The organism is Dokdonella sp., assembly GCF_035703485.1.
Taxonomy (GTDB): Bacteria; Pseudomonadota; Gammaproteobacteria; order Xanthomonadales; family Rhodanobacteraceae; genus Dokdonella.
Genome location: NZ_DASSYD010000022.1, coordinates 18586 through 42163 on the forward strand (window position 1 = coordinate 18586; position 23578 = coordinate 42163).

The 23578-nt window shown below is 60.3% G+C and carries 20 protein-coding genes; 10 read left to right on the plus strand and 10 right to left on the minus strand.

Features of this window, described 5'->3' with window-relative positions:
• Nucleotides 1–65 precede the first annotated feature (65 nt).
• From ftsE to rpoH, 5 genes are all read left to right on the plus strand, one after another.
• Nucleotides 66–740 (plus strand): cell division ATP-binding protein FtsE, encoded by a 675-nt coding sequence (gene ftsE, locus VFN25_RS01910; protein ID WP_325138234.1) that lies wholly within the window; start codon nucleotides 66–68, stop codon nucleotides 738–740.
• Complete coding sequence (gene ftsX / locus VFN25_RS01915) at nucleotides 740–1744, plus strand: permease-like cell division protein FtsX (RefSeq protein WP_325138236.1); 1005 nt, start codon at nucleotides 740–742, stop codon at nucleotides 1742–1744. The genes ftsE and ftsX overlap by 1 nt, the downstream gene beginning before the upstream one ends.
• A complete protein-coding gene (locus VFN25_RS01920) occupies nucleotides 1741–2595 on the plus strand; it encodes a response regulator (protein ID WP_325138239.1) in 855 nt (284 codons plus the stop codon). Before ftsX ends, VFN25_RS01920 begins: the two co-directional genes overlap by 4 nt.
• Nucleotides 2592–3275, plus strand: a complete 684-nt coding sequence (ung, locus tag VFN25_RS01925) for a uracil-DNA glycosylase (RefSeq protein WP_325138240.1) — start codon at nucleotides 2592–2594, stop codon at nucleotides 3273–3275. The genes VFN25_RS01920 and ung overlap by 4 nt, the downstream gene beginning before the upstream one ends.
• A 223-nt stretch (nucleotides 3276–3498) precedes the next feature.
• Complete coding sequence (gene rpoH / locus VFN25_RS01930; protein WP_325138241.1) at nucleotides 3499–4359, plus strand: RNA polymerase sigma factor RpoH; 861 nt, start codon at nucleotides 3499–3501, stop codon at nucleotides 4357–4359.
• A gap of 133 nt (nucleotides 4360–4492) precedes the next feature.
• Here rpoH and VFN25_RS01935 read toward each other — a convergent pair whose 3' ends face one another.
• The 3 genes from VFN25_RS01935 to VFN25_RS01945 form a co-directional block, all read right to left on the minus strand.
• Nucleotides 4493–6679: a primosomal protein N' gene (locus VFN25_RS01935; RefSeq protein ID WP_325138243.1), complete on the minus strand. Its 2187-nt coding sequence runs from the start codon at nucleotides 6677–6679 to the stop codon at nucleotides 4493–4495.
• Between the two features lie 424 nt (nucleotides 6680–7103).
• On the minus strand, nucleotides 7104–8432 hold the full coding sequence (locus tag VFN25_RS01940; protein ID WP_325138245.1) for a DUF3667 domain-containing protein: 1329 nt from the start codon (nucleotides 8430–8432) through the stop codon (nucleotides 7104–7106).
• Entirely contained in the window at nucleotides 8429–9415 is a 987-nt protein-coding gene (locus tag VFN25_RS01945; RefSeq protein WP_325138247.1) for an NAD-dependent epimerase/dehydratase family protein, read from the minus strand. Before VFN25_RS01945 ends, VFN25_RS01940 begins: the two co-directional genes overlap by 4 nt.
• An 89-nt stretch (nucleotides 9416–9504) precedes the next feature.
• On the opposite strand from VFN25_RS01945, the gene VFN25_RS01950 reads away from it, so the two are divergent.
• Together VFN25_RS01950 and sppA are read left to right on the plus strand one after the other, a co-directional pair.
• Nucleotides 9505–10872, plus strand: a complete 1368-nt coding sequence (locus tag VFN25_RS01950) for an MATE family efflux transporter (protein WP_325138248.1) — start codon at nucleotides 9505–9507, stop codon at nucleotides 10870–10872.
• Nucleotides 10873–11095: 223 nt separating this feature from the next.
• Nucleotides 11096–12949, plus strand: a complete 1854-nt coding sequence (gene sppA / locus VFN25_RS01955) for a signal peptide peptidase SppA (RefSeq protein WP_325138250.1) — start codon at nucleotides 11096–11098, stop codon at nucleotides 12947–12949.
• Nucleotides 12950–13051: 102 nt separating this feature from the next.
• Here the strand turns inward: sppA and VFN25_RS01960 are convergent, their stop codons facing one another.
• Nucleotides 13052–13297 (minus strand): hypothetical protein, encoded by a 246-nt coding sequence (locus tag VFN25_RS01960; RefSeq protein ID WP_325138252.1) that lies wholly within the window; start codon nucleotides 13295–13297, stop codon nucleotides 13052–13054.
• A gap of 76 nt (nucleotides 13298–13373) precedes the next feature.
• Between VFN25_RS01960 and VFN25_RS01965 the strand changes: the two genes are divergently transcribed.
• From VFN25_RS01965 to VFN25_RS01975, 3 genes are all read left to right on the plus strand, one after another.
• On the plus strand, nucleotides 13374–14150 hold the full coding sequence (locus VFN25_RS01965) for an SDR family oxidoreductase (protein ID WP_325138254.1): 777 nt from the start codon (nucleotides 13374–13376) through the stop codon (nucleotides 14148–14150).
• Between the two features lie 289 nt (nucleotides 14151–14439).
• On the plus strand, nucleotides 14440–15903 hold the full coding sequence (locus tag VFN25_RS01970) for a DNA-3-methyladenine glycosylase 2 family protein (RefSeq protein WP_325138256.1): 1464 nt from the start codon (nucleotides 14440–14442) through the stop codon (nucleotides 15901–15903).
• A 96-nt stretch (nucleotides 15904–15999) separates the two neighbouring features.
• Entirely contained in the window at nucleotides 16000–16506 is a 507-nt protein-coding gene (locus VFN25_RS01975; RefSeq protein WP_325138293.1) for a methylated-DNA--[protein]-cysteine S-methyltransferase, read from the plus strand.
• A gap of 2 nt (nucleotides 16507–16508) precedes the next feature.
• On the opposite strand, the gene VFN25_RS01980 is transcribed toward VFN25_RS01975, so the two are convergent.
• The 6 genes from VFN25_RS01980 to grxD form a co-directional block, all read right to left on the minus strand.
• The gene (locus VFN25_RS01980) at nucleotides 16509–17177 is read right to left on the minus strand and encodes a DUF4124 domain-containing protein (protein ID WP_325138258.1); all 669 of its coding nucleotides are present in this window, start codon (nucleotides 17175–17177) and stop codon (nucleotides 16509–16511) included.
• Nucleotides 17178–17256: 79 nt separating this feature from the next.
• Nucleotides 17257–17790, minus strand: a complete 534-nt coding sequence (locus tag VFN25_RS01985) for a hypothetical protein (protein ID WP_325138260.1) — start codon at nucleotides 17788–17790, stop codon at nucleotides 17257–17259.
• A gap of 185 nt (nucleotides 17791–17975) precedes the next feature.
• Nucleotides 17976–20390 (minus strand): acyl-CoA dehydrogenase, encoded by a 2415-nt coding sequence (locus tag VFN25_RS01990; RefSeq protein ID WP_325138263.1) that lies wholly within the window; start codon nucleotides 20388–20390, stop codon nucleotides 17976–17978.
• Nucleotides 20391–20479: 89 nt separating this feature from the next.
• Complete coding sequence (gene ilvA / locus VFN25_RS01995) at nucleotides 20480–22021, minus strand: threonine ammonia-lyase, biosynthetic (protein WP_325138265.1); 1542 nt, start codon at nucleotides 22019–22021, stop codon at nucleotides 20480–20482.
• 125 nt (nucleotides 22022–22146) lie between these two features.
• The gene (locus VFN25_RS02000; protein WP_325138266.1) at nucleotides 22147–22497 is read right to left on the minus strand and encodes a hypothetical protein; all 351 of its coding nucleotides are present in this window, start codon (nucleotides 22495–22497) and stop codon (nucleotides 22147–22149) included.
• Between the two features lie 117 nt (nucleotides 22498–22614).
• Nucleotides 22615–23538 (minus strand): Grx4 family monothiol glutaredoxin, encoded by a 924-nt coding sequence (gene grxD / locus VFN25_RS02005; RefSeq protein WP_325138269.1) that lies wholly within the window; start codon nucleotides 23536–23538, stop codon nucleotides 22615–22617.
• Between the last annotated feature and the right edge of the window lie 40 nt (nucleotides 23539–23578).

Below are 23578 nucleotides of genomic sequence, written 5' to 3' on the forward strand. Positions count from 1 at the left end.
CCATCAACCGCTTTTCGCTTTTCGCTTTTCCCACTTCCACTTCCCACTCCCCACTCCCGCTCCCCATGATTCAATTCGACAACGTCAGCAAGCGCTATGTCGGGGGCCATGAGGCCTTGAACGGGCTCAGTTTCGAGGTCACTGCGGGCGAGATGGTTTTCGTGACCGGGCATTCAGGGGCGGGCAAGACCACGCTGCTCAAGTTGCTTGGACTGATCGAGCGGCCGACGCGTGGCGAGATTGTGGTCAACGGTGCGCCGTTGGCGCGCGTGCGCCAGCGGGCCGTGCCGCAGGTTCGACGCGGCATCGGCATGGTCTTTCAGAATCACCGGCTGCTGATGGATCGCAGTGTCTTCGACAATGTCGCCTTGCCATTGTCGATCATCGGGGCCGGGACTGAGGAAACTGCCAGACGCGTGCGCGCCTCACTGGACAAGGTTGGCCTGCTGGACAAGGAAAAATCCGCTCCGGCCACCTTGTCGACCGGCGAACAGCAACGTGTCGGCATCGCCCGGGCCCTGGTCGGCAAACCACCGCTGATCATCGCCGACGAACCGACTGGCAATCTCGATCCGCAGCTCTCGGTCGAGATCATGAATCTGTTCGCCGAGTTCCAGCGCGTCGGCACCACGGTGCTGATCGCCAGTCACGATCTGCACCTGATCCGGCATCTTGGCAAGCGCGTGCTGGTTCTCGATCACGGTCAGTTGATCGATGACTTCAGGCCGCAGGTCAGCTGATGGCGAGGTCACGCAAGCCCTCGAACCGACTTCGCGGCGCACCTGTTGCGAACCAGAGTCTGCCGCGCGAACGACGCTCACTGGGTGCGCGCTGGAGTGCCTGGACGCGCCAGCATCGACAGAGTTTTCAGGCCAGCTTGCGCCGCCTGCTGATACGGCCCTGGTCGACCGCGTTGACGGTTTTGGTCATGGGCATCGCCCTGGCCCTGCCACTGCTGTTGTTTGTGATGCTCGACAATGCGCGCTCGCTTTCAGGCGGTTTGCGCGAGGCGCGCGATTTCACCGTCTTCCTGAAAACATCGCAGAGCATCGAAGCCGCGCAGAAGTTCTCCGAGGAACTCGGCAAGCGCGCTGATGTGGCCGCGACCAGCTTGCGCACGCCCGAACAGGGACTGACCGAATTTCGTCAGCTTTCCGGGTTTTCCGAAGCCCTGGACGTGCTCGAAGACAATCCGCTACCGAGCGTGATCGTGGTCACCCCGCAACGGCTGGAGAGCACACTCGAACCACCATTGCTGGCCGAGCTTCGATCCGACCCCCGCGTCGACATGGTCCAGTACGACGCCGAGTGGCGAAAGCGGCTTTCAGCGATCCTCGGCTTCGGTGAACGCGCCATGCTCAGCCTGACCGTGCTGCTGGGACTGGCCACCTTGCTGGTCGTCGGCAACACCGTGCGCATGGATATCCAGACCCGCGGCGAAGAGATCGCGGTTGTCCAGCTGATGGGCGCAAGTGATGGTTTCGTGCGTCGCCCGTTTCTCTATGCAGGCCTCTGGTATGGCGTGCTCGGCGGGATTCTCGCCGTCCTCGCTGTCGGTATCGTCGAACTGGTCGTGCGCGCGCCCCTGCTCGACCTGATGGCCAGCTATCAAAACCGTTTCAGCCTGCATGGTTTCGGCTGGTGTGTTGCAATGATGGTAATTTCCGCCAGTGCCTTGCTTGGCTGGCTCGGCGCCTGGATTGTCAGTACCCGCCACCTATTTGCCGGACGACCGCAACGTTGAGTAAAAAATCCACCCTGACTCACCACCTTTCCTCCGATGAACCGCGGGTGCTGGTCGTCGACGGGTCGCGCGTGGTCAGGCGACTAATCGAGCAGATGCTGAAAAGCAACTTGCCCGGAGTTACCGTGCTCGCTTGCGAATCGGGTGCCGAGGCAATGGCGCAGCTTTCCGAGGGTGTGGTCGATTTTGTCACCACGGCCTTGCGCTTGCCGGACATGGATGGTCTCGAACTCGCCCGCCAGATCCGCGAGAATTCACCGCAGGCCTACATGCCCATCGTCGTCGTTTCTGGTGATGTGCAGGAGCGACTGGTCACGCGCTCGCTGACCGAAGATGTCACCGATTATTTTGACAAGTCGCTGGGCTTCCAGGCGCTGGCCGAGTTTATCCGTGGCTATGTGCAGCCAACCGAATCGACACCCGGCGAAGTGCTCTACGTCGAGGACAGTCGCGTGGTCGCTCTGGCAACCCGGCGCATGCTCGAAAAACATGGCCTGACCGTACTCCACGTGATCAGCGTCGAAGATGCCCTGGCCATGCTCGAAACCGCTCAATCGATGGATCGGATCGGTGCTGACATCGTTCTTACCGACGTCAATCTGAAAGGTGAACTGACCGGAGGCGATCTGCTTGAACGCATCCGTCACCAACTGGGTTATGGCAAGGGTCATTTGCCGGTGATCGTCATGACCGGTGACGACAACCCGGACAATCAGGCGGCCTTGCTCGGCGCCGGCGCAAATGATCTGGTTGAAAAGCCGATCGACGAGCGCCTGCTCGTGACCAAGCTGCTGTTTCAATTGCGCGTCGGGCGGCACATGCGTGCCAGGGTCAGCGCCGCCGAGTCATGAGCGAGGATCGTTTGAAACTTGAGGCGTCGTGGAAGAGCCGCCTCGCCGGGGTATTTGAATCTGCGCAGATGCAAGAGCTTTCTGATTTCCTGCGCGCCGAGAAAGCTGCAGGCAAGCAAATCTATCCACCGGGATCGCAGATTTTCGCGGCTCTCGATACGACACCGTTCGATGAGGTCAAGGTCGTCATTCTCGGCCAGGACCCGTACCACGGTCCCGGACAGGCGCATGGCTTGTGCTTTTCGGTGGCCCCAGGCGTGGCCGTGCCACCATCACTGCTCAATATTTTCAAGGAAATCTCGCGGGATCTGGATCTGCCACGCCCCACCCATGGCTGCCTGACATTCTGGGCCCGCCAGGGCGTGCTCCTGCTCAACAATGCGCTGACGGTCGAGCACGGTCTCGCCGGTTCGCACAAGGACAAGGGTTGGGAGATCCTGACCGACGCCTGCATCGAGGCGCTCAATCGCGAACGTGAAAACCTGGTATTCCTGCTCTGGGGGAGTCACGCGCAAGCCAAGGGGCGTCTGATCGACAGCAAGCGGCATTTTGTCCTGAAAGCACCGCACCCCTCACCGTTGTCCGCTCATCGCGGCTTTCTCGGCTGCGCCCACTTTTCGAAGAGCAATCGCTACCTTGAAGAGCACGGACGGAGTCCGGTCGACTGGAGCCTGCCCTGAATCGGCTGGCCAGAAGCCCCACGAGGACCACAGCGAGGCCTGGTCCACGGATATTTCACGTCGTTTTGGTGGTCTGCTTACTGCGCGTTAATGGGATTTAGGCTACTATACCGGTCGGTTCAGTTATTTCCGGTTCCCCGATATCCATCCGGGAACTCCCGCCGCTTTTAGCACTCTTACTAGGAGAGTGCTAAAATTTGGCGCAAGTAATGAGGACATTTACATGACCAATGCCGTAATTTCCGCGAATTTTCCGGTTCCAAGCCCGTTGGGAAGTCTGGATGCGTATATTTCCGCCGTCCATCAGGTTCCGATGTTGACCCCGGAAGACGAGCAGGCTCTGGCGCGTGACTATCACGACAACGAAAATGTTGAATCCGCGCGCAAGATGGTCATGTCGCATCTGCGCTTCGTGGTTCACGTTGCACGTGGTTATTCGGGCTATGGTCTGCAGATCGCCGACCTGATCCAGGAAGGCAATATCGGCTTGATGAAGGCGGTAAAACGCTTCGATCCCGATCATGGCGTGCGTCTGGTTTCGTTCGCCGTGCACTGGATTCGCGCCGAGATGCACGAGTTCATCCTGCGCAACTGGCGCATCGTCAAGGTCGCCACGACCAAGGCCCAGCGCAAGCTGTTCTTCAATCTGCGCAAGTCGAAGAAGCGCCTCGGCTGGATGAACCATGAGGAGGTCAACACGGTCGCCCGCGAGCTGGGCGTTCCAGCCGCCACCGTGCTCGAAATGGAATCACGTCTGAGTGGCCGCGATATCGCTTTCGATGCACCAGTCAGTGATGACGAGGACGCACGCCCATCGCCAGTGATGTTCCTTGAGGATCCACAGAACGACGACCCCTACATGACCGTCGAATCCGAGTCCGAGGAAGAGGCCTCGCTGGATACGCTGCATAGTGGCCTGAGCAAGCTTGATGACCGCTCACGCGACATCATTCAGCGCCGCTGGCTGGTCGATGAAGGAAAGGCCACCTTGCAGGAACTGGCTGACGAGTACGGCGTATCCGCCGAACGCATCCGCCAGGTCGAAGCCAACGCGATGAAGAAGATGCGCGCGTTGTTTGCTTGACGGTCGGGATTCGAGATTCGGGATTCGGGATTCGTAAAAGCCAAAGCCAAGAGCAACGGTAAGGCGAAAATCTGGACGAATTTGGGGAGTCGCTCTTGCGAATCCCCGATCCCGAATCCCAAATCCCGTCGCTTTATCCCATCTCCACCGGGTCGACATCGATTGACCAGCGGACCTTTCGCGCTTCCTTGCGTTTACGCAGTTGACCGAGCCACTCGGGCAGGAAGGCCTGCATCGTGCTGCGTTCGATGGATTCGATCAGGACCTGACTGCGCTGGTAGCCGGCTCGCCGCGGCATCGGTGCGGGCAACGGACCATGGGCTGTGATGTCCGGTGCCGAGGCGCGCGCGAATTCGACGGCGATTTTCAGAAAGGCCGTGACATCGGCCTGCTCTCTGGCTTCCGCACGCAACAACGAGAATGTCGCGAACGGCGGCAATCCTGCCTGACGTCGCTCATTGAGCAAGCCACGGGCCAGCGCAGCATAGCCTCCGCCAATCAAGGCGTGTAGCAGCGGATGCTCGGGATGATGGGTCTGCAAGATCACCGCACCCGGACGTTCGGCACGCCCGGCACGTCCGGAAACCTGCACGATCAACTGGCCAAGCCGTTCACCGGCACGAAAATCGACGCTGTAGAGGCCCTGATCAACACCGGTGACGACAACCAGGGTCAGATTGGCCAGATCGTGGCCCTTGGCCAGCATCTGGGTGCCGACGAGAATGCGCGGCCCGGGCACATCGAGCCGCTCCAGAACCTCTTCCCGCCCCGAGCGACTCCGTGTGCTGTCGCGATCCACACGCACTACGGGCGTGCCGGGAAAGCGCTGCTGCAGCACCTCTTCCAGGCGTTCGGTGCCCTGCCCCTGCGGCGCCAATGTCGTGCTCGCACAGGCCGGGCAGGTCGCCGGCACGCGCGCCTCGGATCCACAATGATGGCAGCGCAGACGCGCCACGCCGCGGTGCAGGGTCAGCGGCCGATCGCAGCGCTGACATTCGGCGCTCCAGCCACAGGCATGACAAAACAGCACCGGCGCGTAGCCACGGCGATTGCGAAACACCAGAGCCTGTTCGCCACGCCCGACGCAGGCTTCGATGGCGCTGAGCGATGAAATTGCCAAGCCCTGATCAAGACGCTTGTTGCGCAAATCCATGATCTCAAGCGATGGCGGCCTGGCCACGCCGGCGCGGCGCGAAAGGCGCAACAATCGATAGCGCCTTGATTGTGCATTGGCCAGGCTTTCCAGTGATGGCGTCGCCGAACCCAGCACCAGTGGCACACCGAGTGACCGCGCCCGAAACACGGCCAGATCCCGCGCGTGATAACGAAATCCATCCTGTTGCTTGTAGGAAATATCGTGCTCTTCATCGACCACGATCAGACCCGGCTTCGGCAATGGCACAAAAATCGCCGAGCGCGTCCCGAGCACCACACGGGCTTCGCCACGTGCAGCGGACAGCCAGGCGACGCCGCGTTCGCGCTCCGACAAACCCGAGTGCAGGATCGCGATATCGAATCCGAGACGCTCGCGGAAGCGCCGCGTGGTTTGTGGGGTCAGGGCGATTTCGGGGACCAGCACCAATGCCTGCTGGCCTCTGGCGATGACTTCGCCAATCGCAGCCAGATAGACCTCGGTCTTGCCACTGCCGGTGACACCATCGAGCAGAAACGGGGCGAACCCGCCAACGCCGCTGACGACGGCGTCGACAGCCGCCTGCTGTTCCTCGTTCAAGGCCGGCGCCGCGACCGGACAATCCCCGACAATGGCTCCCTGCAGTCGAACATCCTCCAACCAGCCACGGCTGCGCAGGCTGCGCGCGCTTGCGCGCCACCCAGGCAAATTCTGATCCAGTGCCGCCGTCGCCACTGAGCCCGCCTCAAGGCATTCGACCAGGGCACGAACGCGCGTGCCGGCGCGCGGCGGCGTTTGTGCGCATTCTTGCCGGCCCGTTGGGCTGAGAGCGATTCCGGCAACACCAGCCTGAGGCAGTTCGCGCCCGCCGCGCAGCAAGGCTGGCAGCGCCGTATCAAAGACTTCGCCCACACCATGCTGGTAATAGCGCGAAGCCCATTCCAGGGTCGCGATCAGCTCGCTGGTCAACAGTGGCTGCGCATCGAGAATTTCGGAAACCGGCTTGAGCTGGTCGTCGGCCAGGTCGCTCCGCGAATCGCAGGCGAGCACGATTCCAACAAGATCCCGCCCGGAAAAAGGCACGCGCACGCGACAACCGACGGACGGCATCGAGGACCCGTCGGCAAGGCGATAATCGAACAATCGGGGCAGCGGCACGGGGACCGCCACACGAACTATGCGCGGCATGGGCAGAGTGTAACCGCGGCGCGCCAAGGCGGTTCCATCAACTTGCCGGCACTTCTTCAGTACCAACCGAGATATGAGCTACAAGTAACTGGCCTGCTTAGGGAAAAGCCCTTATCCACAGAGCCTGTGGATAAGTCTGTGGATGAGCTCTTGGCAAAGTCCTCTCTGGCTCAGCCCGATGCGCCTGCCGTCAACTTGGCGAAACTTTGACCACCCATTCTTTCGCTTTTCAATTCAATGACTTGCAGCGCAACACAAGTGCAACAAATGCAGCATCAAGGGGGCTCATGCGAAATCGTGAGGAGTCGGCTTCGCTGTGCAGAACAGTCTTGACAGGGGCGAAAAAGGTCGGTTCCCAGCGCCTGCACGGTCTGCCGCCCGCCACCATCGCGACAGCGGCTGCTTTTCCTGTCCTGAAAGGTGCTCAAGTAAGAGCCAGACTGGCCAGTACGGCGAAAAAGAATGCAATCGACAAGACGAATGTGTAGCTGATGCCGACCATGCCAAATTTGAGAATGGTCATGAACCAACCTTGCCGGTAGACGCGTTTCTGCATCAGCAGCAAATAGGTGAACAACCAGATCCAGGCCAGCCCTGACAACCAGCCCAATGGTGCGGTCAACCAGACCCGCGCGCCGGCCAGGTCGCCGAGCAAACGCAGGCCGAGAATGACCAGGATCGAGAGGAAGATGAAAGCATGGCTGTGCAAGGCCACCAGCAAGTGCTCCATGTACAGTCGCCGCTTGAACACATAGAAAAACATGAGCAGCACGGCAAACAGCGGCATCACGAGAAAAAGCGTTTGCGGAAGAACCGAGATGAAACCAGAAAGCAGACGCGTGGGATCCTTCTTGATGCTTTCGGCGTTTTCCTTCATGTGAATAAATGTGTCGGTGAGCTTGGCGTTGATTCCGTCAGACAACCATTCGATGCGTACCGGGTCATCCTTGCTCCAGTTGTGATCCCACAAACTGATTCTTAGCCCATCATCGTCAGGATCCGGATCGCCAGCCACGGGGGTCGCTGAGGCCACGCCTGCTGCAGGCTCATTCTGCAAGCGCCCTTTATCGTCGCCAACCGAATCTGAAGCCTTGTCGGCGCTGCTCGACGAAGTGCCTGTCGCCGCGCTCAGGGTCTGGATCGCAGCGTCGATGTCGCTCTTCAGCACGCGCAGCCGATCGGCTCCCTTCTGGCGGATTTCGTTTTCCTTTGCCTCAAGTTCGGCCTGCTCGACGGACTGATTCTTTGATGCGCCAAACTTCTTTCTTGCCACTTCAATCTGTTCATCGACGGTTGCCTTGACCTCCTCGGGCGTCGTTGCATCACTGATGCTGGCCACGACGCCAAGATCCTTTGGATCGATCTTGGGCACAGCCAGTTGCATCGAGAAAAACGCAAGAATCGAGAGGAAGAAGAACAGCCGGAACGGAGTGACATAGCGTGCACGGCGACCGGCCAGATATTCGACCGTCAGATAGCCCGGGCGCAGATACAGATCCCACAACGAACGAAAGATTCGCGAATCGACGTTGAGGACGATATCGGCGAACTCCGACATGACCTCGGACAGATGCCGGATCATGCCCTTCTCGGACTGACCGCAGGCGTAGCAATACGGCCCGTGTGCCGGTGCGCCGCAGTTCGGGCAGGTGCGCTCGGGTTCATCCGCCACCGATTCGCTGAATTGCGCATCCGGCTGCAGCGCTGACGGCACCGGTGGTGGCAATGGCGGCAGATCGAAATCGTTGCTCATGGGGCTTTCAGCATTCCCTCTTCGCGCAGCCAGACACAGGTATCGTGAACCAAAACATTCCGTGGTGTTGTCTGGTAGTCCAGCTCGCGAATCGCCTTGGTCGAATCGACCTTGAGATGATGGCAAGTAAACGAGACGGCCTGCGGCGTCAACGAAGGCTCGCGGCCAGTGAGCCGACTCATGGCATCGAGTACGCGCGCGTAGCCGCGGATGAACCCGGCCGGCATGGCCCGAACCGGAGACTTGCGATCGAGCTCGAGCGCAATGGCCTGAATCAGTTCAAGGAAGCTCGCTTGCACACCCCCGAGAAGAAACTGTTCGCCGTGCTGTGGATGGTGCCAGGCGGCGATTTGGGCCTTGGCGACTTCACGCACATCGGCGAAGGCACCCGAGCCCGGCGGCGCGCCGGGCAACTTGCCCTGGTCGATCAGCAGAAACATGCTCGCCCAGTTGTGTCTGTCACCCGGACCGAGGATATGCGCCGGATTGAGCACCATCGTCTCGATCCGGCCTCTGGCGTCTGCCTCGAGTACGAGTTCCTCGGCCATCGCCTTGGTGCGCTCGTAATTGATCCAGGAATTCTTGCCCAGGCGCGGTGAAGTTTCGTTGAGAGTTTGCTCTTGCTGGCCGAACGCGGAGACCGACGAGGTATGCACGAAGCGACGCACACCGGCAGCCTCGGCGGCGGCGAGGACATTGCGCGTTCCCTCGACATTGGTCCGCGTCTGACGTTCGGCATGGCCGCGCCAGGTGCTGGTGTCGGCAGCAATGTGAAATACCGCATCGGTTGGAAGATCCAGTGCCTCACGCAGAATCAGCGGGTCTTCAAGTGAGCCAACGACGCTTCTCACCCCGCGCTCGCCGAGATTTCTGGCCGCTGCCTGACTGCGCACCACGGCGGTGACTTCGACATCGTCGGCAAGCAGCCGACCGAGCACATGCCCGCCAAGAAACCCGGTGGCTCCAGTCAACATGACACGCATGCAGTTCACTCCGTTTGCTGATCTTGCACCAAGGCAACGCTGATCCTGCATCACACCGTTATACTTGGCGGTCGCAGGAAGCACTTCCGATGACCGCCATTCTATCCACCGACCGTCCGCGGTTGCTCTCCGAGTTCAGCGCCACCATCCTGCTCGCCGCACCATTGGTGCTGGGCCAGCTCTCGGCAATCGGCATGAACCTCATCGATACCGTGCTCGCTGGTCATCTCGATGCGCATACGCTTGGTGCGGTCGCGCTTGGCAGCAACGTCTGGGTACTCGCAATCATCACCATCATCGGCATCATGATGGCCTTGCAGCCTTCGATTGCCCAGTTGCGCGGTGCCGGACGCAACGATGAGATTGGTGCAGTCTTCCGTCAGGCCCTGTGGCTGGCCATTCCACTTGGTATCGGCCTCGGATTCGCCGCCGCATTTCTCGGTCCGTTGCTGTTTGGCCTGATCGGTGTTGATGCCGATCTGATCGCCGATGCCACTTCGTTCATGCGCGCAATTGCCTGGGGAGCGCCGGCGCTTTCGGTTTTCTTCGCCTTGCGCGGCCTGACCGAAGGCATGGGCATGACCCGCCCGACCATGTATTTCAGCATGCTCGGCCTGATTCTTCTTGGCCCGATCGGCTATGTGTTGATGTACGGCGCGCTCGGCATTCCACGCCTTGGCGCGTTCGGCTGCGGGCTGGCAACGGCAATCGTGCTCTGGGTGCAGTGCGGCGCGTTTGCGCTCTATGTTGCCCGTCGATCACGCTTTCGCGATCTCAACTTGCTGGCCCACTTTGACAAACCGGATCGGCGCACCCTCAGCGAACTGCTCAATATCGGCGCACCGATTGCAGTAACCCTGCTCATGGAAGCCGGCCTGTTTGTTGCCGTTGCGCTGACCATCGGCAAACTCGGTACCGACATCATCGCCAGCCACCAGATCGCCATCAACATCGCCTCGGTCGTGTTCATGGTGCCACTCGGTATCGCCATGGCGACGACCGTTCGCGTCGGCTATGCGCGTGGACGCAACGATGGCCACGGCGTGCGTCAGGCGGCAGCCGTCGGCATGATGCTGACACTGGCTGTGCAAATCGTTTCGGCGACCCTGTTGTTCACTTTGCCCGAGCGTATCGCCAGCATGTACACCGATGATGCCGCTGTGATTACACTGGCCGCGCAATTGCTGGTACTGGCCGCCATCTTCCAGCTCTCCGACGGCGTTCAAGCCGCCTCCAATGGTGCACTGCGCGGCCTCAAGGACACGCGCCTGCCGATGCTGATTTCGGGTTTCGCCTACTGGGGCGTTGGCATGCCGGCCGGTCTCTGGCTGGCCTTCCGCCACGGCTTGGGCGCAGCCGGCATGTGGATGGGCCTGATTGCCGGACTCAGTGTGGCCGCAATTCTGCTGACGTCGCGATTCTGGTCGATCGCCATGAAACTGCCGGTCCGACGATAAGCCCATGCCAGCCGGCATACATTTCGGCTACCCTGCCCTGACAAGCTATTGAAATTCCAACCAGTCGGTACGATTCGGCGGCGCAACACGCCACAAAATGCTTGTTTGCCGCAGGCAAATTGCATTTTCCCAAGCCGTTTCGCCTTGTCTCGCACTCGCCGGATCGAATTTCAACAACCTGCCAAGCAGAAATTGTTCTGCACGCCGGATACGGAACCAACGCATGTCGACATCCCAACCGGGCTTTTTCGTCCGCTTTCTGCGCGGAATCTGGAATACCCTGAATTTCACCCGCCGCCTGATTCTCAACACGATTCTCGTCATCGTGCTTGCCCTGCTGTTCTCCGCATTTTTTCGATCGACCCCAATCCTCGATGAACAGACTGCATTGGTGCTTGATCCCGAAGGTACGGTCGTCGAGCAATACAGTGCCGATGCAAGTGAACGTGCGCTCGCCGGCCTGACCGGCAATACGGTCAGGGAAATCCAGCTGCGTGACATCTTGCAGGTCATCGATGCAGCCGGGCGAGATCCGAATATCGCTCGCATCGTTCTGGTTCCGGACCAGATGGCCGCCGGGATCTCAACCATGCGCGAGATCGGTCAGGCGCTGGATCGATTCCGCGCCACCGCCAAGGATGTGGTCGTGGTTTCGGAAGGCATGCAACAAGGTCAGTACTACCTCGCTGCACATGCCGACCAGATCTTGCTCGATCCGCAAGGTTCGGTCCTGCTTGAGGGTTTTGCCAACTACCGCAGCTACTACCGCGACGCGCTCGACAAACTCGGCGTCGAGGTGCACCTGATCCGCGTTGGCGAGTACAAATCCGCCGGCGAGCCCTACATTCTCGATCATGCCTCGGACGCCGCCAAGGAAGCCGATCTGTACTGGATGGGCGGCATCTGGAACGAATTCCTCGATGAGATCGCCGCGATGCGAAAGCTGGACAGCGCGGCCATTGCCGATGACATCGCCCAGCTTGATGTGCTGGTGCCGACGTTCAACGGCGACCTGGCCAAGCTGGCTCTCGATCACGGCCTCGTTGACAAGCTCGCGACGCGCCCGCAGGCACGCAAGCTGCTCAGTGATCTTGGCAAACCCGATGACAGCGGCGAGACCTTCCGCCAGGTCAACTGGTCGAACTATCTCGGCATGCAGGTCGCTTCCAGGCTGCCTGATGCGCGGCCCGAGGTCGCCGTGGTCGTCGCCCAGGGCGAGATCGTGCAGGGCGAACAAGCCAAGGGCGATGTCGGCGCGACGACAACCGCAAGATTGCTGCGCCAGGTTCGCGATGACGAGCGGGTCAAGGCTGTTGTGCTGCGTGTCGACTCACCCGGTGGCGATGCCTATGCTTCTGAAATCATCCGTCGCGAAGTCAAATTGATCCAGGAAGCCGGAAAACCCGTCGTCGTATCGATGGGCGACGTCGCTGCCAGCGGCGGTTACTGGATCTCGATGGACGCCGATGAGATCTGGGCGCAGCCAACCACGATCACCGGATCGATCGGTATCTACGGCATGCTGGTGACGATTCCGCAGACTCTGGAGAAACTCGGCATCTACACCGATGGCGTGGCCACCACGCCAATCGCCGGCGCCTTCGATATCCGCCGTCCGCTCGACCCCAAGGTCGAAACGATTCTGACCAGCGTGATCCAGAAGGGCTATCGGGATTTCATCGGCAAGGTGGCTTCAGCGCGCGGCAAGACCCCGGCTGAAATCAATGCAATTGCACAGGGTCGTGTCTGGAGTGGCTCGCAGGCCAGACAACGCGGACTGGTCGACAAACTCGGCGGCCTGCATGACGCTATCAGCGCGGCTGCCGCCATCGGCAAACTCGGCAACGACTTCCAGACCCGCTACGTCGAACGCAAGATGAGTACCTGGGAGCGCTTTGCCTTGTCGCTCAGCAACAGTGACGCCGCAGTCAGCTTCGGTCGCTGGTCAGGACTGACTTCGCTGCCAACCCGTCTGCTCGCCAGCAGCGAATTGCAACGCGTGCTTGGCATGCTCAATCACCTCGGCGGCAATCGGTTCGGCGTGGTCGCGCATTGCAATTGCGGACTGAACGAGTGACTTGAAACGCTGGAATGAAGGCCATCTCGCTTTTCCCGGGACAGCCAGAAGCGATGTCGTCGATGGCCAGCTTGTCGCCTCAAGGCAACGGCCAATCGGTAATCAGCCGCCACTCTGCTCGTCGATTTCCTTGCTGCGCTCGGCCTCTGCCTTCTTCAATGTCGCTTCAACGGCTTTGGCCTTGTCAAGCGCCTTGAGCTGATCATCGAATACCGTGGGCTTGCGTACTTCGGCTGCTGCCGGTTGGTCGGCGGCCTTGTCCGGCACATCAGATGACGGCGACGAACAGGCAGCGAGCAAGCCAAGGACGAGCAGGCTGGCAGTGAATTTCAGGATTTGTCGTACCATGATCATCTCCGAACTGGCAGGGTGCAGTCGCTGAGTCTGCCTCGCCGACCTGACACGGACAAGCGAAACCGCCGACATGAACGCATCCCGCTGGCGACTCGATGGACAACTGGCCCTGGTGACCGGGGCGAGTCGTGGCATTGGCCACGCCTGCGTGCGCGAACTGGCCGGCCTCGGTGCAGACATCGTTCTCGTCGCTCGCGATGAGCCTTATCTTGAACAGATTCGTGACGAACTGGCCGAGGAATTTCCGCGCAACGCGCTGCATACCATTGGCGCCGATGTCAGCGAGGCCGAACAGCGATTTGAAGTCTTCGATTTCATCGCCGACCTCGGCCTCGATCTTTCGTTATTGATAAACAATGTCGGCATGAACACGCCCAAGCCGACGCTCGATTACAACGAAGTGGAAATTCGCGGAATCATCGAAACCAATCTGATCGCGGCATTCGAAATGTGCCGCCTCGCACACCCCCAACTCGCGCAACATGCGAACGCCGGAATCGTCAACGTCGGCTCGGTATCCGGACTGACCTCGGTACGCACCGGATCACCCTACGGCATGAGCAAGGCCGCCTTGCACCAGGTGACCCGCAACCTCGCCATCGAATGGGCCGAAGACGGAATCCGCGTCAATGCAGTCGCACCCTGGTACATCCGCACCCAACGTTCCGAACCAGCCCTGGCAGATCCGGACTATCTGGAAGAGGTCCTCGAACACACGCCGATGAAACGCATCGGCGAACCCGAGGAAGTTGCCGCCGCCATTGCCTTCCTGTGCCTGCCGGCAGCCTCTTACATCAGCGGTGAATGTATTGCTGTTGATGGCGGGTTTTTGCGCTACGGTTTCTGATTTTTTAGACGGGACAAAGCACGCGCCTTCGTCGCGCGGCATCCCTGCTTTTTTCACTCGCCTCCGGGCGAGCGAGTGAAACCCCGGCAGGCATGCCGCGCCGCTAAGCGGCGTAAACATCAAGAACAAAGTCACTGGGCCCCTGCCTGCGCAGGGGCGACGAGAGATTGGGCGGCGAGGAAAAATCCGACAGGGCTGCCATGCCTGAAAACCTCAGTACAAGGATCACCCGGGGATTGATGTCCGAAAACGGCGAGTCCGCCACGACAATCGCTGCTAGATTGCAACCATGCAAACCGAACATTCCTGCGCAGCCCTCGACCCCGCCATCTGCGAACAAGCCCGGCTGACTCGTGACGCGCGCTTTGACGGCCTGTTCTTCACGGCCGTGAAAACCACCGGCATTTATTGCCGTCCGGTCTGTCCGGCGCCGACGCCGAAAGCATCCAATATCAGCTACTACCCAAGTGCTGCCGCAGCTGCTGCTGCCGGCTTCCGACCTTGCTTGCGCTGTCGGCCCGAGGCTGCACCGGGTTCACCGCTGCATCATGCCAGCAGCGAACTGGTCAAGGGTGCCTTGCGCTTGATCGAACAGGGAGCACTCGATGGGCAATCAGTTTCGGACTTCGCCGCGCGCGTGGGCGTCGGTGAGCGCCAGTTGCGCCGCCTGTTTGATCAGGAACTTGGGGCGAGCCCGCTCGATGTCGCCGCAACTCGGCGTTTGCTGTTTGCCAAGCAACTCCTGGCCGATACCCGCCTGCCGATTACCGCGATTGCCGGAGCGGCAGGTTATGCCAGCCTGCGTCGCTTCAACGCCGCGTTCGTCGATGCTTACAAAAAGCCGCCGCGGGATTTTCGCCGTGGCAGCAGCCGCGGCAAGACTGACAATGCGATCGAACTGCGTTTGCCATATCGCGCCCCGTATGACTTCGCCGGCTTGCTTGCATTTTATGAACGCCGGACCATTGCGGGCGTCGAAAGCGTCAATGAGCATGGCTACCGCCGTAGCTTCGTCATTGATGATGAACCGGGCTGGTTCAGCGTCTCGCCGATCTCCGGCGATTCCGCATTGCGTTTGAGTGTGCATGGTGTGCGACCGCTGCAGCTTGGCCATCTGGTCAGCCGTGTGCGTCGCATGTTCGATGTCGACGCCGACCCGGTCACGATCATGCAGACGTTGCAGCGCGACCGGCGCTTGCGGCCTCTGGCGAAGCGCTGGCCAGGTCAACGCCTGCCCGGCGCATGGGACGGCTTCGAACTCGGCGTGCGCGCCGTGCTCGGCCAGCAGATCTCGGTAGCGGCTGCGCGCACGTTGGCAGCGCGTATCGTGAAGCGCTTCGGCACTTCTCATCCGTCCGCTGAGGAGGTCGGGCTCGGAGGCTTGTTTCCGACACCCACAGCACTGGCCGACGCGCCGCTCGAATCGATTGGCGTGACGCGTGCGCGGGCAGCGACGATTCGAAGTCTGGCTCAGGCATGCGTTGACGGCCGCGTCGATTTTTCGGCACAACAAACGCTTGAGGAAACCGTGACGCGATTATGCAGCTTGCGCGGTATCGGCGCGTGGACAGCGCACTACATCGCGATGCGCGCGCACTCGCACCCGGATGCATTTCCTGCAGGAGATCTTGTTTTGCGCAAGATCGCCGGAGACGGCACAGCCATCAACGAAAGCGCCATGCAAGCGCTCGCCGAAGCCTGGCGACCGTGGCGAGCGTATGCCGTGATGTTGCTTTGGCGCAGCGCCGGCTGAAGTGGATGCGGTTAGCGATAGGCGCTTACCGCGAACCGCTAACGGCCTCCAGTCAAATTCCAGGAGAGACAAACCATGTCAGCTAGAAAGAATGAAATGCCGCTTCTCTACGACATCATCGATTCGCCCATCGGCGCGATCGTGCTCGCAGGGACTGACGAAGCCTTGAGTTTCGTCGGTCTTCCGGAATCCCGGCAGCCATTGGTGATACCGCCCGAATGGGTGCGCAAACCGAATGCGTTTTCGCGAGCGAAACGGCAACTCGCTGCCTATTTCGACGGTGAGCTGATCGAGTTTGACCTGCCGCTCGCAGCGCAGGGAACCGAATTCCAGCAACGCGTGTGGAAGGCCTTGCGCACGATCCCTTATGCAACAACGATCAGCTATGGTGAACTCGCCCGACGCATCGGCAATCCGAAAGCGAGTCGCGCCGTCGGCCTGGCCAATGGCGCCAATCCCCTGTCGATCATCGTGCCTTGCCATCGTGTCATTGGCGCGAATGGATCCCTGACCGGGTACGGCGGCGGACTCAAGGCGAAGAAGCATTTGCTCGATCTCGAGCGTCGTCATGCGCCACGAGACCCGTTCAGTCTGGTCTCCTGAAGTCAGCGCGGGCAATCCCTGGCGCGCTGTCGCAACGATTCGAGCTCGCGGCGAACCTGATCACTGGTATCGCTGAACGCATAACGCAAACGACGCTCTGCATCGTCAATACGTTCGCCGAAGAATTGACACAATTGCGCGCCGTTGATTCGCGCGCACGGATCTTCAACCCAGACATATGCCGTGCCGAGCTGGCCGTAGACCGAGCGATCTGTTGGCGGTTTGCGCAAGCCGGGCGCGGAAACTCCAATACCATCGCTTCCGGCATACGCCCCGGCAAGAGAATTCTGCGGAACGCCAAGCATGCCGAGCGGAACCGCTCGCTGCTCTCCGCGCCCGCTCTCACTGAGATAGCGACTGCCGTCTTCGCGTCGGCACAAGATTGCGCTTGCGCCGGGCTTTACAACCGCTCTTGCCCGAGATGGTGGCTGAGTTGGCACCAGGGCTTTCGAATCCGGCTGCGGAACAGGACTTGCCGATGGATTCGCCGTCGATGCACGAGACGGCTCCGGCAACTCGATTTTCCTGCCGCTTTCGTTCCCTTTGCACGCCGTATCCTGAAACTTGATGACGCCGTCTTCGCCCACACAACGGAATACGGTGACCGCACCGGTCGGCCCGGAATGCGTAGCCACGCACAGCAAGGTCAGGATGAGCAGGAAGCGTTGCATGGAACAAGCATAGGCGATCCAGCGGGTCGAAAAGAACAAGGGCGACCGTAGTCGCCCTTGTTGATCACCTCACCCGCTGTTAACGCTTGGTGTCCCTGGCTACGGCCTGCGCATCATCCAGCGCACGCTTGGCATTGGCCTTGGCGATTTCATGAGTTGCGTTTGCCTGATCCTTGCAGACCACAACCTGACCCGAGGCCATCGATTCGCATTTCTCCAGAGCGATCTTGAGATCTGCATCAGCCTTGGCCACGGCAAGGTCGTAATCGGCCTTGGCTTGGGCATGGATCGTATCCGCGCGAACCTCGGCGACATCCTGATTGGCTTCGTCTGCGGTGCTCATCGCTTCATCGGTGGCGGCATTGATCTTTTCGTTGGCCTTGGCGTCAGCTTCGGCCACATCGGCGCGGGCCGCTTCGCGTGCGGCGTCGAGTTTCTGCTGAGCTTCAGCGGAGGTCTGCGCAGCGTCCTGGCGGGCCTCTGCAACATCTTCAGCGGCCTGCTGGCGCGCCTGATCAACATCGCGTTGAGCCTCGACAGCAGAGTCCTGCTGGCTGCAGGCGCTCAGTCCAAGAACGGCAGCAAGGGTAGAAACGAGCAATACAGATTTCATCGTGTTGTTCTCCAATGTGTAAGCGGTTCGCCCGGGCAAATTCGCAACAACCCGGACACCACGCAGCGTATTGGAGCGGTCGAATCGTGAACCTGCTCTGTGCGCGCAAAATCCGGTTCAGCGCGCGGACACATTCAGCCATCCAGGCGAGACGAAATCGAAATGCCAGATGGCTGGCTCTTTCATCAGTGCAGCGTCTTGTAAACCTCGGGATCATACGCATCGACCTGGATCACTTCGTTGCGCGCATCGCGGGCGTCATTGAGGCGATCGTATTCATCCTGAGTGATGACCCCTGCGGCGAGACCAAGGTCATCGAGCATGTGTCCCGGTGCGCGATCCAGATTGCCGGCACGCACGGCATCGCGCAGCTTGGTTTCGATCGGCAAGGCGCCAACCGCTTTGTCCAGCGCAGCTTCGAGAGTTCCGAGACCGGGCTGGTCGGCGGGCGGCAGATAGACATCCTGAGTCAGCGTCTTGCGCGCTTCGCGATCCTCAAGGATGTCGCGGGCGACACGGCCACCGATGCGATCGTTTGGTGGCCGGAAACGTGCGCCAAGCGGAAAGATCAGCACGCTGAGCAAACCGGCCGCCGATCGATTGGGTAAATTCTCCAGCACACCGAGCAAGGCTTCCTGCACGCGATACAGACACAGTTCGACCGACCAGCGCACGAGCGCGTAGTTGGCCGTGGTCTTGGCTTCATCGTGATAGCGCTTGAGTGCGGCCGAGGCCAGATACAGATAAGCCAGGCCATCGGCGAGTCGACCGGAGATTTTTTCGCGGCGCTTGAGCGAGCCACCGAGCGTGCCCATTGCGGGATCCGAAACGATCGTGAATGCCGCCGAGAAACGTGACAGGTGCTGGTAATAGCGGGCGGTATCCTCGGTTTGCGGTACGCCAGCCAGACGCGATCCGGTCAGGGCCAGCAACAGGGTACGCACCGAGCGCGTGACGAGCAGGTTGACGTGACCGAAGATGGCGAGATCGAATCCTTTCAGATCCTTGTTTGCCACCGAGTCGATTTCCTTCTGCACGAAAGGATGGCAGCGGATTGCTCCCTGCCCGTAGATGATCATCGATCGGGTAAGGATATTCGCACCTTCCACGGTGATGCCGATCGGCACCGCATCCCAGGCGCGAGAAAGTTTGTTGCGTGGCCCGCGCTGGATCGCGCTGCCCGCACGGATATCCATGGCGTCGCTGATTACCTGGCGCATCGCTTCGGTCAGATACGCCTTGGCGATCGAGCCGATCACGGCAGGTTTTTCCCCGGCATCGAGTGCGCCGCAGGTGAGATCGCGGGTCGCCGTCATCAGGTAGGTCAAACCGGCAATCCGTGCCAGCGGCTCCTCAATTCCTTCAAAGCGACCAATCGGCGTATCGAATTGCTCACGTACCGTCGCATAGGCACCACAAATGCGCGTAGCCATCTGCGCGGCGCCGATACTCAATGCCGGCAGTGAAATTGAGCGGCCGGCGGCCAGCGATTCCATCAGCATGCGCCAGCCGTGACCGACACCATCCATTTCACCGATAACGGCATCAAATGGAATCCACACATCGCGCCCGACCGTCGGACCATTGTGAAACGGCACGCCCATCGGATCATGACGCTGGCCGATCTCGATTCCTGGCGTATCTCGCGGGATCAGGGCGCAGGTGATGCCGCGATCCTCGACATCGCCAATCAGGTGATCGGGGTCCTTGAGCCGGAAGGCGAGACCAATCAAGGTCGCCACCGGTGCCAGAGTGATGTAGCGCTTCATCCAGTTGCAGCGCAAACCGAGCACTTCCTTGCCATCGATCATGCGTTTCTCGACGATGCCCTCGGATTGCGTGGCGGCGGCGTCGGAACCGGCCTCGGGGCCGGTCAGGGCAAAGCAGGGAATCTCCGTGCCCTCGGCCAGCGGCCGCAGATAGCGTTCCTTCTGTGCCTCGGTGCCGTAGTGCAGGAGCAGTTCGCCAGGGCCGAGTGAATTCGGCACCATCACGGTCACCGCGGCAGTCACCGAGCAACTCGATATGCGCGTGACGATGCGCGATTGGGCAAGCGCAGAAAATTCGAGGCCGCCGTATTTTTTCGGAATGATCATGCCGAACAGGCGAAAATCTTTGATCTGCTGCCAGGTTTCGGGTGACAGATCGCGGCGTTGGTAAACCTCCCAATCATTGACCGTGCGACAGAATTCATTGACCGGGCCGTCAAGAAAGGCCTGCTCTTCGTCGCTGAGCGGTTGCTCTTCGAAATCAAGCAATTTCTGCCAATCCGGCATGCCCGAAAACAGATCGGCATCCCACCAGACCGTACCTGCCTCCAGGGCAATGCGTTCGGTGTCACCGAGTCGCGGCAATACCTTGGCGAAGATTGGCATGACAAAGCGCGAGATCAGGTTTCGACGCAGGGCCGGAATGCCGAACAACACGGCAAATGCTGCGAGCACAACGACGACGATCATGAAGGCGGTCGGCGAAGCGATCCCGGTCAGGCGCCAGCCGATCAGGATGACTGCCGCCGAACCGACCCAGGCCAGAAAGGCAAAACCACGAAATGCCAAAACAAGAAACACCAGCAAGGCCAGCGCGAATGCAATCCACATGGGAAAATCTCCGGGCGAGTATCGTCTGATTATGCGCCAATTGATCAGCGATGCCTTGATGATCCCGTTCGAGAAAACACGCTGACCGTTTATTCCTTGCGCTCGGCATTTCCGCGCAAAAACAATCGATAGGCCGGGTTTTCGCTTTCGTCACAATGCGGATAGCCGAGTTTGTCGAGAAACTTGCGGAATGCCTTGTTGCTTGAATCGGCAACCTGGATGCCGACCAGAATGCGGCCGTAGTCGGCACCTTCGTTGCGATAGTGAAACAGTGAAATATTCCACTCTGGGTTCATCGCCGAAAGAAAGCGCAATAGGGCGCCGGGCCGTTCGGGAAATTCGAAGCGATAGAGACGCTCGCTTTCGGAACTGGCCGAGCGCCCACCGATCATGTGACGCAGATGCTGCTTGGCCAGCTCGTCGTTGCTCAGATCAAGCGTGGCGAACCCTTCGGCTCGCAATGTGCGGGCAACCCGTTTTCGATCATTGCTGCCATTGACTTGCACGCCGACAAACAGGTGAGCCTGATCGAGATCGGCAATTCGGTAGTTGAACTCGGTGATGCTGTTTCCTTCCAGTGCATCGCAAAAGCGCCGAAAGGAGCCGCGTTGCTCCGGAATCGTCACCGCAAACACGGCCTCTCGGGATTCGCCGACCTCGGCGCGCTCGGTGACAAAGCGCAGACGATCGAAGTTCATGTTGGCGCCACAGGCGACCGCGACGACGGAGCTGCCCTTGACACCCTGCTTTGCCGTCCACGCCTTCATCCCGGCGATGGCCAGCGCGCCGGCCGGTTCAAGAATGCTGCGCGTATCCTGAAAAACATCCTTGATCGCTGCGCACACCGCATCGACGTCAACGCGGACAATCTCGTCAACCAGCTCCCGGCACAGTCGAAATGTTTCCTTGCCGACCTGTTTGACCGCGGTACCGTCGCAGAATAATCCGACATCCTTGAGCTTGACCCGTCGACCTGTCTCAAGGGATTGCGCCATCGCGTCGGAATCGCTGGCCTGGACACCAATGATTCGGATCTCGGGGCGTACCGCCTTGATGTAGGCGGCGATGCCGGAAATCATGCCGCCGCCCCCGATCGCCACAAAGACCGCTTCGATCGGCCCTGGATGCTGGCGCAGGATCTCCATGCCGATCGTGCCCTGCCCGGCAATCACATCGGGATCGTCGAACGGATGCACGAACACAAGCTTGTGCCGCGAGGCCAGAACATCCGCATGCGCCTTGGCATCGGAATACGACTCGCCGTGAAGGACGATTTCGACCCACTCGCCGCCAAACGAGCGCACCGCATCAATCTTGAGCTCGGGCGTCGTCACCGGCATCACAATGACCGCTGTGCAGCCAAGGCGCGCAGCGGAAAGAGCGACACCCTGGGCATGGTTGCCGGCCGAGGCCGCGATCACGCCACGCCTCAGCTCCGCCTGACTCAGCCCGGCCATCTTGTTGTAGGCCCCGCGCAACTTGAACGAGAACACGGGCTGGGTGTCTTCACGCTTGAGCAAGACGGTGCATCCGGTTCGCGCGCTCAAACGCGGCGCGAACTCGAGCGCGCTTTCCCGGGCAACGTCATAGACGTGCGTGGTAAGGATTTTTTTCAGGTAATCGACAGGCATGGTCAGCGTTGCCTTGCATCCGGAGGCAGCGCTTCAGATTAGCAGCTCACGCCGATGGAGTCCGACTTCCAGGACAGGAAGTTCATGCGCCGGCTCAGTGGGCCGGTAGCGCGATCCAGCGCAACTCAGTTGGCGCCGGATTCATCCAGCTTGAGATCTTCCATCGCCCAGATGAATTCCAGCGATATCACGTTGGCCTTGCCTGCATCCACGCGCGCCTTGCACTTGAAATTCTGGGTGAACTCCGAGGCAAGGCCGCGATCGAACACGACGGGAGTGGACAGGTGCCAGATATCGGTCGTTCCGGCTTCCTGCGCGGCACTGGCAGCCAACTTGGCCGCATCCAGATCGAAGGTCTTGCCTTGCAGGCGCTGATTGGCCTCGGCGACACAGGCATCGGCGGCCGCTTTTCCGGGCCCGGAACCCGCGCAAGCACTCAACAGAAGGAAAATACAGATCGCAAGAATTGGACGCATGGGCAACCTCGGCTTTTCAGGCACGTAACGTGACGCGAATCACGGCATGAAGATGACTCGAAGTATAGGCCCTGTCCAGTCGATCCCATGTCGCGGCGCAACACGGGATCGCGTGAATCAGTAGCGCGGCACGCTCTGATCGATCTCGCTGGACCAGGCGTCGATTCCCCCGCTGACGTTGTGTACCACGCGAAACCCTTTCTCGCGAAAGTACTCGGCTGCGCGCTGGCTGGAGTTTCCGTGGTGGCAGATGAAGGCGAGTGGGGTCTCCTTCGGCAACTTCAGCAAACGCTCATGCGAATCGGCATCAAGCACTTCGGCACCAGCAAACGCAGCGATCGCGCGCTCCTCGGCCGGGCGTACATCGATGACCGTTATTGCCGCCTCATCGAGGAAACGCTTCAGCCGCTGCACATCAAGCGCATGCACACGCGGCGGCGCGGCGGGCAAGTCAATCGACAAACCCTCGCCCTGCGCGGTTTCTGTCCATCCGATGCGGGCACCCTTGGCACGTTGCGCACTGGCCGGATCGAAGCGCACTTCGATACCGCTGGCCAGCGCGAGGATTTCATTACCCTGGGTTTCGCGAAGCTGGAATTGCGGCTGGAATCGCTCATCGATGGCCAGAAACAACCCCATGCCCTCGGCATCGTTGAGTGCATTGCGAATCTGCACGGCCGCTTCATCGCTGATCGTAATCTCCGGCGGCGTGCGATCCGGTTGCGGCAGCCCAAGCAAACTGTGCAGTTCACCGCTGGCGGCCATGCCCTGGACGATATCGGCGCCGCCGATCAGCTCACCGTCCACATAGAGCTGTGGAACCGTTGGCCAGTTGCCAAATTCCTTGATGCCCTGGCGAATGGTCTCGTCACTGAGGACGTCGAAGGTTTCGTAGTCATCAAGCAAGCCGTTCAGCGCGCTTACCGTTGCAGCTGAAAAGCCGCAACTTGGCGCGTCACGCGTGCCCTTCATGAACAACATCACACGGTGATTGGCGAGCATCGACTCGATGCGCTGACGAACAGGTTCGGCGTTGGACATGATCATTCCTCAAAATCGGCACAAGAATTCGAAACCCAGA

What these genes read in the sequence shown, in the direction of transcription:
- VFN25_RS01975 (WP_325138293.1), top strand. Translation starts at nt 16,000, where the DNA reads ATGCCGCTTCTCTACGACATCATCGATTCGCCCATCGGCGCGATCGTG.
- VFN25_RS01945 (WP_325138247.1), bottom strand. Translation starts at nt 9,415, where the DNA reads ATGCGTGTCATGTTGACTGGAGCCACCGGGTTTCTTGGCGGGCATGTG.
- VFN25_RS01935 (WP_325138243.1), bottom strand. Translation starts at nt 6,679, where the DNA reads ATGCCGCGCATAGTTCGTGTGGCGGTCCCCGTGCCGCTGCCCCGATTG.
- VFN25_RS01940 (WP_325138245.1), bottom strand. Translation starts at nt 8,432, where the DNA reads ATGAGCAACGATTTCGATCTGCCGCCATTGCCACCACCGGTGCCGTCA.
- VFN25_RS02000 (WP_325138266.1), bottom strand. Translation starts at nt 22,497, where the DNA reads ATGCGTCCAATTCTTGCGATCTGTATTTTCCTTCTGTTGAGTGCTTGC.
- ftsE (WP_325138234.1), top strand. Translation starts at nt 66, where the DNA reads ATGATTCAATTCGACAACGTCAGCAAGCGCTATGTCGGGGGCCATGAG.
- ftsX (WP_325138236.1), top strand. Translation starts at nt 740, where the DNA reads ATGGCGAGGTCACGCAAGCCCTCGAACCGACTTCGCGGCGCACCTGTT.
- VFN25_RS01980 (WP_325138258.1), bottom strand. Translation starts at nt 17,177, where the DNA reads ATGCAACGCTTCCTGCTCATCCTGACCTTGCTGTGCGTGGCTACGCAT.
- ung (WP_325138240.1), top strand. Translation starts at nt 2,592, where the DNA reads ATGAGCGAGGATCGTTTGAAACTTGAGGCGTCGTGGAAGAGCCGCCTC.
- grxD (WP_325138269.1), bottom strand. Translation starts at nt 23,538, where the DNA reads ATGTCCAACGCCGAACCTGTTCGTCAGCGCATCGAGTCGATGCTCGCC.
- sppA (WP_325138250.1), top strand. Translation starts at nt 11,096, where the DNA reads ATGTCGACATCCCAACCGGGCTTTTTCGTCCGCTTTCTGCGCGGAATC.
- VFN25_RS01970 (WP_325138256.1), top strand. Translation starts at nt 14,440, where the DNA reads ATGCAAACCGAACATTCCTGCGCAGCCCTCGACCCCGCCATCTGCGAA.
- VFN25_RS01990 (WP_325138263.1), bottom strand. Translation starts at nt 20,390, where the DNA reads ATGTGGATTGCATTCGCGCTGGCCTTGCTGGTGTTTCTTGTTTTGGCA.
- ilvA (WP_325138265.1), bottom strand. Translation starts at nt 22,021, where the DNA reads ATGCCTGTCGATTACCTGAAAAAAATCCTTACCACGCACGTCTATGAC.
- VFN25_RS01985 (WP_325138260.1), bottom strand. Translation starts at nt 17,790, where the DNA reads ATGAAATCTGTATTGCTCGTTTCTACCCTTGCTGCCGTTCTTGGACTG.
- VFN25_RS01950 (WP_325138248.1), top strand. Translation starts at nt 9,505, where the DNA reads ATGACCGCCATTCTATCCACCGACCGTCCGCGGTTGCTCTCCGAGTTC.
- VFN25_RS01960 (WP_325138252.1), bottom strand. Translation starts at nt 13,297, where the DNA reads ATGGTACGACAAATCCTGAAATTCACTGCCAGCCTGCTCGTCCTTGGC.
- VFN25_RS01965 (WP_325138254.1), top strand. Translation starts at nt 13,374, where the DNA reads ATGAACGCATCCCGCTGGCGACTCGATGGACAACTGGCCCTGGTGACC.
- rpoH (WP_325138241.1), top strand. Translation starts at nt 3,499, where the DNA reads ATGACCAATGCCGTAATTTCCGCGAATTTTCCGGTTCCAAGCCCGTTG.